Origin of the sequence: Amycolatopsis sp. SID8362, from assembly GCF_010550475.1 — a bacterium.
Taxonomy (GTDB): domain Bacteria; phylum Actinomycetota; class Actinomycetes; order Mycobacteriales; family Pseudonocardiaceae; genus Amycolatopsis; species Amycolatopsis eburnea.
The window spans coordinates 1-8,898 of sequence record NZ_JAAGNB010001427.1 but is presented as its reverse complement, the minus strand read 5'-3'; the positions used below and the strand labels follow the sequence as shown (position 1 = coordinate 8,898).

Annotated in this window: 10 protein-coding genes and 1 pseudogene; 6 read left to right on the top strand and 5 right to left on the bottom strand. The window is 71.8% G+C overall.

The genetic code is table 11. The annotated features are described in order from the left end of the window. From G3I65_RS44110 to map, 5 genes are all read left to right on the top strand, one after another. On the top strand, positions 1–255 hold a 255-nt coding region (locus tag G3I65_RS44110), incomplete at its 5' end, for an AraC family transcriptional regulator (protein ID WP_160701385.1). Position 256: 1 nt separating this feature from the next. Beyond that, positions 257–649, top strand: a complete 393-nt coding sequence (locus G3I65_RS44105; protein WP_160701384.1) for a VOC family protein — start codon at positions 257–259, stop codon at positions 647–649. Positions 650–743: 94 nt separating this feature from the next. Continuing rightward, positions 744–1,598 (top strand): GNAT family N-acetyltransferase, encoded by an 855-nt coding sequence (locus tag G3I65_RS44100; RefSeq protein ID WP_160701383.1) that lies wholly within the window; start codon positions 744–746, stop codon positions 1,596–1,598. 61 nt (positions 1,599–1,659) lie between these two features. Then, positions 1,660–3,453 (top strand): penicillin-binding transpeptidase domain-containing protein, encoded by a 1,794-nt coding sequence (locus G3I65_RS44095; protein ID WP_166641350.1) that lies wholly within the window; start codon positions 1,660–1,662, stop codon positions 3,451–3,453. 125 nt (positions 3,454–3,578) lie between these two features. Next, positions 3,579–4,436 carry a type I methionyl aminopeptidase gene (gene map / locus G3I65_RS44090; protein ID WP_160701382.1) on the top strand — a complete coding sequence of 286 codons (858 nt, stop codon included), beginning with the start codon at positions 3,579–3,581 and terminating at the stop codon, positions 4,434–4,436. A 1-nt stretch (position 4,437) separates the two neighbouring features. Here the strand turns inward: map and G3I65_RS44085 are convergent, their stop codons facing one another. From G3I65_RS44085 to G3I65_RS44065, 5 genes are all read right to left on the bottom strand, one after another. Beyond that, positions 4,438–5,241 (bottom strand): ABC transporter permease, encoded by an 804-nt coding sequence (locus G3I65_RS44085; RefSeq protein WP_163046857.1) that lies wholly within the window; start codon positions 5,239–5,241, stop codon positions 4,438–4,440. Next, a complete protein-coding gene (locus tag G3I65_RS44080) occupies positions 5,241–6,197 on the bottom strand; it encodes an ATP-binding cassette domain-containing protein (protein ID WP_160701380.1) in 957 nt (318 codons plus the stop codon). Before G3I65_RS44080 ends, G3I65_RS44085 begins: the two co-directional genes overlap by 1 nt. A 27-nt stretch (positions 6,198–6,224) precedes the next feature. Then, positions 6,225–7,067: a DUF4097 family beta strand repeat-containing protein gene (locus tag G3I65_RS44075; RefSeq protein ID WP_160701379.1), complete on the bottom strand. Its 843-nt coding sequence runs from the start codon at positions 7,065–7,067 to the stop codon at positions 6,225–6,227. 72 nt (positions 7,068–7,139) lie between these two features. Next, positions 7,140–7,628, bottom strand: coding sequence for a hypothetical protein (locus tag G3I65_RS44070; RefSeq protein ID WP_160701378.1), 489 nt, complete (start codon positions 7,626–7,628; stop codon positions 7,140–7,142). Between the two features lie 79 nt (positions 7,629–7,707). Then, positions 7,708–8,391, bottom strand: a complete 684-nt coding sequence (locus G3I65_RS44065; RefSeq protein ID WP_160701377.1) for a FadR/GntR family transcriptional regulator — start codon at positions 8,389–8,391, stop codon at positions 7,708–7,710. Positions 8,392–8,439: 48 nt separating this feature from the next. On the opposite strand from G3I65_RS44065, the pseudogene G3I65_RS44060 reads away from it, so the two are divergent. Beyond that, positions 8,440–8,898: pseudogene (locus G3I65_RS44060) on the top strand (MFS transporter); the annotation flags it as partial.

Here is an 8,898-nt window from a genome sequence, read left to right as displayed (position 1 = left end):
GGCGAGCGGTTCCGGGCGGAGCTGGGCCTGGCGCCGAAGCAGGCGGCGCGGGTCCTGCGGTTCGAGCGGGCCGCGCGGCTGCTGCGCCGGGGCCACGCGGACCTGGCCGCCCTGGCGGTCGAGAGCGGCTACTACGACCAGGCGCACCTGACCAACGAGTGGCGCGCGCTGGCCGGGTGCACGCCGGGCACGTGGATCGCCGAGGAGCTCCCGTTCCTCCAAGACCAGGAGGTGGCCGCCGGGCAAGACTCGTGACATGACTCCTGAACCGAACGTCTGGCCCGCCCTCCGGTACGACGACGCCCCGGCCGCGGTCCGGTTCCTGGTCGACGTCCTGGGCTTCACCGAGGCGCTGGTGGTGCCCGAAGGTGACCTGATCGCGCACGCCGAGCTGCGCTGGCCCGAGGGCGGCGCGGTGATGCTGGGCAGCGTCCGCCCGGCGGACGGCGTCCACGACGCGATGAAGCCGGGCACGGGCGCGGTGTACGTGGTGTCGGACCGGGTGGACGAGATCCACGCGCGGGTGCGGGACGCCGGCGCGGAGATCACGGCCGGGCTGACCGACACCGAGTACGGCTCGCACACGTTCAGCCTGCGTGACCCGGAGGGCAACTCCTGGACGATCGGCACTTACCGCGGCGCGCCCTGACGCCGTTCACCACTGCATACGTTCCGGGCGTTCATCTCAGCGTGTCGACGGCCTCGCGTTCCGTTTACCGGCGGAATCTGGCACCCTGGAGCCCGTGTTGCGGCTTGCAGGTGCACGGCTGCTCGATGATCGGGACTATCCGGCGGTGCGTGCGGCTCTCGCCGCCGACCCGGTGGGCAGCTGCATGGTCAGCGCCCGGGTCGAGGCTGCCGGTCTCGATCCGTGGCGGCTCGGTGGTGAGCTTTGGGCCGCCGACAGCCGCCCGGTTCGTGCCGGGCGGCTCCAAGGGCTGTGCTTTTCCGGGCCGAACCTGATCCCCTTGCGCGGCAACGCGCCCGCGTTGCGGTCCTTCGCCGACCGCGCGCTGCGCCGGCAGCGCACGTGTTCGTCGCTCGTCGGCCCGGCCGAGCAGGTCCTCGGGCTCTGGGACGAGCTCGAAAACGAGTGGGGCCCGGCCCGCGAGGTACGCGACGACCAGCCGTTGATGGCGCTCGACAGCACGCCGCTGGTGGCCGCCGACCCGCTCGTGCGGCCGGTCCGGCCGGACGAGCTCGAGCGGTACCTGCCCGCGGCCGTCGCGATGTTCATCGAGGAGGTCGGCGTCGACCCGCGCAGCGGTGACGGCGGCGCCAGCTACCGCGCCCGCGTCACGGAGCTGATCGGCGCCGGGCGCGCGTTCGCCCGGTTCGAGAACGGCGAAGTCGTCTTCAAGGCCGAGATCGGCGCCATGTCGGCGACCGTCGGGCAGATCCAGGGCGTCTGGGTGCACCCCGAACGCCGGGGGAGCGGGCTCGGCACCGCCGGCACGGCCGCCGTGGTCAACCGGCTCGTCCGCGGCCTGGGCCGCACCGCGAGCCTGTACGTCAACGGGTTCAACACCCCCGCCCTCGCGGCCTACCGCAAGATCGGGTTCCAGCAGGTCGGCCAGTACGCGACGGTGCTCTTCTAGTCACCCTTCCGTGGCCGCGTTTCAGCCCGAGGGACACGCGCTGACCAGGCAGTATCCCGTCATGAGTGCACGTCGACGCCGTGGTGCGCTCGCGGTGCTGCTGCTCGCCGCCGCGACCACGGCCGGGTGCTCGGGCGACGGTCCCGAGGACGCCCTCTCCGCCTTCCTGGACGCGGTCGCGTCCGGGGACGTCGCCGCCGCGGCGGCGAACACCGACTCGCCCGACGCCGCGAAGACCGTGCTGGGCCAGGTCCTCGGCGTGCTCGCCCCGGATTCGCTCGACGTCGACGACGAAGAGGTGAAGCAGCCGGACGGCGACGTCGTCACCGCCGGCTACCAGCTCACCTGGCACCTGCCGCACGGCCGCACCTGGTCCTACCGCGCCGACGCGCAGCTGCGCGCGGCCGAAAACGGCTGGCAGGTGCACTGGCAGCCGACCGTCGTGCACCCGCAGCTGGCCGTCGGCCAGACCCTCGGAATGCTGCCGCAGCTGCCCGAGACGGCGCCGGTGCTCGACCGCGACGGCGTGCCGCTGATGCGTCCGCAGACCGTGATCGGCGTGGTCGTCGACCCGCAGAAGGCCGGCGACCCGAGCGCGGTCGCCGGGACGCTCGCCAAGGCGCTGCACCGGTACGAGCCGTCGGTCACCGGCCGCTCGGTGCTGGACGGGATGAGCAAGACCAAGCCCGGCGACGCCTACCCGGTGATCAGCCTGCGCGCCGGCGACTACCAGCGGGTCAAGCCGGTGATCTACGACCTGCCCGGCGTCCGCTTCGCCAGCCAGGAGCGGCTGCTGCCGGTGACCCGCGGGTCCGGGCAGCAGGTCCTGCCGGGCATCCGCGCGCTGGTCGAGCAGGAGCTGGCCGGGGCGGCGGGCTGGCGGATCGTCACCCGGGACGTCACCGGGGGCGAGTCGGCCGAGCTCAAGGCCGAGCCGCCGCGGCCAGCGCCCGCCGTGACCAGCACACTCAGCGCGCGGATCCAGGCCGCCGCCGAGAAGGCCCTCGAAACCGAGGAGTACCCGGCCGCGCTGGTGGCGATCCAGCCGTCGAGCGGCGACATCCTCGCCGTGGCGCAGAACGGCGCCGCCGACGACGAAGGCTCGCTGGCGCTGTCCGGGCGCTACCCGCCGGGGTCGACGTTCAAGATCGTGACGGCGGCGGCCGCGCTGTCGGCGGGCGACGTCGACGCGGACAGCCCGGTCGACTGCCCCGGCACCACGGCGGTCGAAAACCGGGTGGTGCCGAACGAAGGCCGCTTCGACCTCGGCCGGGTGCCGCTGAAGACGGCGTTCGCGCGGTCCTGCAACACGACCTTCGCCCGGCTCGCCGCGGGCCTCCCGGCTTCGGCGCTGACCGACACCGCGCGCTCGTTCGGGCTCGGCGCCGACTTCGTGGTCCCCGGCCTGACCACGGTCACCGGCGCCGTCCCGGCCAGCGACTCGGCCGTCCAGCGCGCCGAGAACGGCTTCGGCCAGGGCACGGTGGTGACCAGCCCGTTCGGCATGGCCCTGGTCGCGGCGACCGTGCAGGCCGGTCACGTGCCGACGCCGTCGCTGGTGAAGGGGATGCCGGCGAGCACGAACAACGTCGGCGACGCGCCCTCGCAGGACGTCCTCGACGCGCTGCGCGGGATGATGCGCGAGGTCGTCACCAGCGGCACCGCGACCGGCCTGCGGGACATCCCCGACGTGGCGGGCAAGACCGGCACCGCTCAGTTCGGCGACGGCTCCCGCTCGCACGGCTGGTTCGTCGGCTACCGCGGCGACCTGGCGTTCGCTGTGCTGCTGACCGAAGCCGGTTCGTCGAAACCGGCGGTGCAGGCCGCCCACCGGTTCCTGGCGGGGGTCGGCTGAGCGGGCCGTCGTACTGTGCCGATCGTTACTAATCCGACCACAGCCACGGCCGAATGACTTCGTAGCAACGGTCACGTGCCGAGTGGGGGTCGGCCTACTTTTGGCCGGATTAGTAAAGTGGGGGCATGTCCGTTCGTGCCCCGCTGGTTCCCGGCGTCCAGACGCCGCGCCGCGACGTCCCCAGTTCCATCGCCCGTCCCGAGTACGTGGACAAGCCGGCGCCGAAGCGGGACACCGGCAACGGCGTGCGCACGCCCGAGGTGATCGAGGCGATGCGGATCGCGAGCCGGATCGCGGCGCAGGCGCTGGAGGAAGGCGGCAAGGCCGTCAAGCCGGGTGCCACCACGGACGACATCGACAAGGTGGTGCACGAGTTCGTGCTCGACCACCACGCCTACCCCTCGACGCTGGGCTACCGCCACTTCCCGAAGTCGTGCTGCACCTCGCTCAACGAGGTCATCTGCCACGGCATCCCGGACTCGACGGTGATCGAGGACGGCGACATCTGCAACATCGACGTCACCGCCTACATCGGCGGCGTCCACGGCGACACGAACGCGACCTTCCTGGCCGGCGACGTCTCCGAGGAGGCCCGCCTGCTGGTCGAGCGCACCCGCGAGGCGACGATGCGGGCGATCAAGGCGGTCCGGCCGGGCCGTCAGCTCAACGTCATCGGCCGGGTCATCGAGTCCTACGCCAAGCGCTTCGGCTACGGCGTGGTCCGCGACTTCACCGGCCACGGCGTCGGCCCGGCGTTCCACACGCCGCCGACGGTCCTGCACTACGAAGAGCCCTCCGTCGACACGATCATCGAGGAGGGAATGACCTTCACGATCGAGCCGATGATCACGCTGGGCACCATCGACTACGACATCTGGTCCGACGACTGGACCGTCACCACGAAGGACAAGAAGTGGACGGCCCAGTTCGAGCACACCCTCGTGGTGACGGCCGACGGCAGCGAGATCCTCACGCTGCCGTGAGTCAGTGGCTGGTCGCCTTCTTGTAGCAGCGCACCGAAAGCGGCACGAAGACCACCAGCAGCACCGCGATCCACAGCACCGACGCGAGCACGGCGTGCTGCATCGGCCAGACGTCGTGCACCGGCATCGCCGCGCTGGTGTTGCCGAACAGCTCCCGCGCCGCCTGGGTGATCGCCGAGACCGGGTTCCAGTCCGCGATCACCCGCAGCGGGGTGGGCAGGCGGCTGCTGTCCACGAACGTGTTGGCCAGGAACGTGAGCGGGAAGATCGCCACGCTCGAGACGTTGTTGAACACTTCGGGTTTGCGCACGGCTAGGCCGAGCGTCCCCATCACCCACGACAGCGCGTAGGCGAAGGCGAGCAGCAGGAGCACGCCGCCCAGCGCCTCGAAGACGCCGGTGTGGATGCGCCAGCCGACCAGCAGGCCGACGATGCCCATGATGAGCAGGCTCGTCACGTTGAGGATGAGATCCGCCGTGGTCCGCCCGATCAGCACCGCGGCCGGCGACATCGGCAGTGATCTGAACCGGTCGATGATGCCCTTCTGGAGGTCGTCGGTCAGGCCGTAGCCGGTGACGATGCTGCCCATCGCCACCGCGAGGGTGAAGATCCCCGGGAGCATGAACTCGCGGTACGACATGCCGGGGATGTCGATCACGCTGCCGAAGACGTAGCCGAAGAGCAGCACGAACATCACCGGCATGAACACGATGGACCCGAGCAGGTCCAGCGACCGGACGATCTTGATCGAGTTGCGCTTGGCGACGGTCACGCCGTCGGTGACGGCCATCTGCACCGCGTTCATCACACGGCCTCCTTCGCGGGTTCGGCCGTCTCGTGGCCGGTCAGAGTGAGGAAAACGTCGTCGAGGGTGGGGCGGCGGACGCCGACGTCGCGGACGTCGACGCCGTCGGCGGCGAGCAGGGCCAGCGCTTCGGTAAGCGCTTTCGCTCCGTGGGTCACGGGCACGGTGAGCCGGAACGCCTCGGCCTGCGGCTCGCCGCTGGCCAGCCGCGCCAGCGCTCGCCGCGCCACCTCGACGTCGGCGTGCGTGCCGACGGTCAGCTCGATCCGCTCGCCGCCGACGAGGTCCTTGAGCTCGTCGGCGGTGCCGCGGGCGATCACGCGCCCGTGGTCGACGACGGCGATGCTGTCGGCCAGCCGGTCGGCTTCTTCGAGGTACTGCGTGGTCAGCAACAGCGTCGTGCCGCCCGCGACCAGCTCGGTGATGACGTCCCACAGCTCGGTGCGGGCCCGCGGGTCGAGCCCGGTCGTGGGCTCGTCGAGGAACAGCACCGGCGGGTTGGCCACGAGCGCGCCGGCCAGGTCGAGCCGGCGCCGCATGCCGCCGGAGTAGCCCTTCACCGGCCGGTCGGCGGCGTCTTCGAGGCTGAACCGGGCCAGCAGCTCCCGGCCGCGGGCCTTGGCCCGCTTGGTGCCGAGGTGGTAGAGCCGCCCGACCATCTCGAGGTTCTCGGCCCCGGTCAGCTCCTGGTCGACGGCGGCGTACTGGCCGGACGCGCCGATGTGCGAGCGCAGCACGTGCGCGTCGTTCACGACGTCGAACCCGGCGACGGTCGCGCGGCCGGCGTCCGGCTTCTGCAGCGTCGTGAGGATCTGGACGGTGGTCGTCTTCCCGGCGCCGTTCGGCCCGAGCACGCCGAGCACGGTCCCTTCCGGGACCCGCAGGTCCATCCCGTCGAGGGCGGTGACGGAGCCGTACTTCTTGACGAGCCCTTCGGCCACGATGGCGTCTGGCATGGTCTTCCCCTTCTTCGCGTGGAGACTTCAGGCCCGGCGGATGACGATGTCGCCGGTGTAGGTGTGGGCTTTGACCTCGACCGTTTCCGTGGTCCCGCCCGGCCCGTCGGACGGGGTGAGCGTGTTGCGCACGGAGCCGGTCAGGGAGTTGAGCTCGAGCCAGGCGGCGCTGCCCTCGCGGACGCCGACCTCGATCTCGCCGACGGCGGTCTCGAGGACGATGGAGTCGCGCATGACCTCGTTGAGCCGGATGTCGCCGGACGCGGTCTTGGCGTGCACGCCGGCGTGGGCGAGGGAGACGAAGATGTCGCCGTTGGCGGTGCTGACCCGCAGGTCGCCGGTGACTTCGCCGACGCGGGTCTCGCCGTTGGAGTTCTTCAGCACGGCGGTGCCGTCGATCTCGCGGATCCGCAGCTCGCCGGAGCCGGTGTGGGCCTCGACGTGCCCGGTAGCCCGCTCGACGGTGACGTCGCCGGTGGCGGTGCTCGCCTCGAGCCGCGCGGCCTCGTCGAGGTGGATGTCGCCGACCGAGGTCTTGATGCGGCTGTCGCCGACCTGGCCGCTGACCCGGATGTCGCCCATTGCGGCCGTGGACCTGAGGCGCGAGCCGGCGGGCAGCTCCACCGTGACGTGCAGGGAGCCGCCCTTGCCCCACAGCTTGGTGGCGTACTTCGGGCCCTTGACCAGCAGCTCGCCGCTCGCGAACTCGACGCGGGTCTTGGCGACCGCCTTGAGGTCTTCGGGTTCGGACGGGTCGGCGGGCTCGATCTCGACGGTGGTTTCCGCGCGCTCGCCGGCGACGATCCGGATGTCGGCGACGCTGACGTCGATCGTGGCCGAGATCGGCTCGGGGGTGGCGAAAACGGGCATGGCTGCGCCCTCCTGGGGTGCTCGGGTGGCGTCTCCGCAGGTCGGAGACGTGTGGGTGAAAGGAAAAGGGGGTTACTGAACCCAGCCGGTGTACTTCTCGCCGAAGACCGACCGGCGCTGCGTCTGGCCCTTGCCGGGGCCGAGCGCGGCGTTCGCGGCCCGCACGAGCCAGGCGTTGATCGAGAGCATCTCCCGGTTCGCGGCCTCTTCGACGCGCTGCTTGAGCGCTTCGGGCAGCCGGAGGTTGACCCGGGCGACGGCGCCGTCGTCGATTTCCGGCGGAGGCGGCGGTGTTTCCCGCGGCGGCGGCTCGGGCGCGGCGGGCAGCGCGACGGCGAATTCGGCTTCGCGGCGGCGCAGGCGCACCTCGACGGAGCCGGGCGCGAGGTCGCGGGTGATTTCGTCGGCCGCCGCGGAAAGGGCGTCGAGCAGGGTGAGCCGGATCGCCGATTCGAGCGGCGCGGTGAGCCGCTCGGCCAGGGCGACGGCTTCCTCGCCCGCCGCTTCGGCGGCGACCGCGAGCTCCCGGCGGAGTTCGTCCACGAAGGGCGTCAGGTCCATGGCACAACTATGGCGCCATAGTGGTGCCACGACAACCCTGAAATGGCACCCTTAGGGGTCAAAGTGGCGTCAGTGCAGGTCAGGAGGGTTCGATGCGCTGCAGGAGCTCGTCCAGGAAGCCGCACGCCTCGGCGGCCGCCCGCTCCGCGTCCTGCTCGGCGATGGCGCGGGCCAGTCCTTCGTGGCCGATCTCGGGCACGTGCTCGGCGCCCGGCGTGATGCTGGACGTCGCCGCGACGCTGGCCGTGATGACCTCGGTCAGCCCGCGGTAGAGCTCGGTGAGCAGCCGGTTGTGGCCGGCGCGGACGACGGCGCAGTGGAACTCCGCGTCCGTGCGCGCGAAGTCCTCCCAGCGCCCGTCGCGCAGCTCGGTCTCCCGGCGGGACAGCAGGGCCCACAGCTCGGCGACCTCGTCGTCGGTGCGCTCGGCGGCGGCCAGACGGGCGCCTTCGACCTCCAGGGTGCGCCGGACCTGCAGGACTTCGCGCAGCTCCGACCCGCAGAGCCGCCGGATCGCGCCGGAGACCTCGCTGGTGGCGCGCACGTACGTGCCGTCGCCCTGCCGGACCTCCAGTAGGCCGGTGTGGGCGAGCGCGCGCACGGCTTCGCGGACGGTGTTGCGCCCGACGCCGAGCTGGTCGACGAGCTCGGCTTCGGTGGGGATGCGTTCGCCGATCGGCCATTCGCCCTGCGTGACCGCGGTCCGCAGCTGGTCGATGACCTGGTCGACGAGGCCTGCTCGCCGGGTGGTGGCCAGAGGCACAGTGTTATCCCTTCATCCAATCATCCTACGTATGCGATAGTAGCCTCTATGCGCGTCGAACACCGTGAATCCGGCCTCGAACCCGAACTGGACGGCGCCGTGGAGTTCCGCGCCCCGGGCGTGGTCGCCGGCGGGGCGCTGCTGGCGATCGCGGTGGTGCTCACCGCCCTCAACCTGCGCCCGGCCATCACCGGCGTCGGCCCGATGCTCGCGGAAATGCGCCAGGACCTGGGGACTTCCGGGGTCTGGGCCGGCGTGCTCACGACGTTGCCGACGCTGTGCTTCGCCGGCGCGGGGCTGGCCGCGCCGCTGCTCGCCCGCCGGGCCGGCATCGGCGCCGCCATCGCGATCGCGTTGGGCACGCTCGCGGCCGGGCTCGTGCTGCGCGTGCTCGACGGCCCGGCCGTGGTGCTCGGCGGGACTCTCGTGGCCACCGCGGGCATCGCCCTGATCAACGTGCTGATCCCGGTGGTCATCAAGGACTCCTTCCCGGCCCGCATCGGCGTC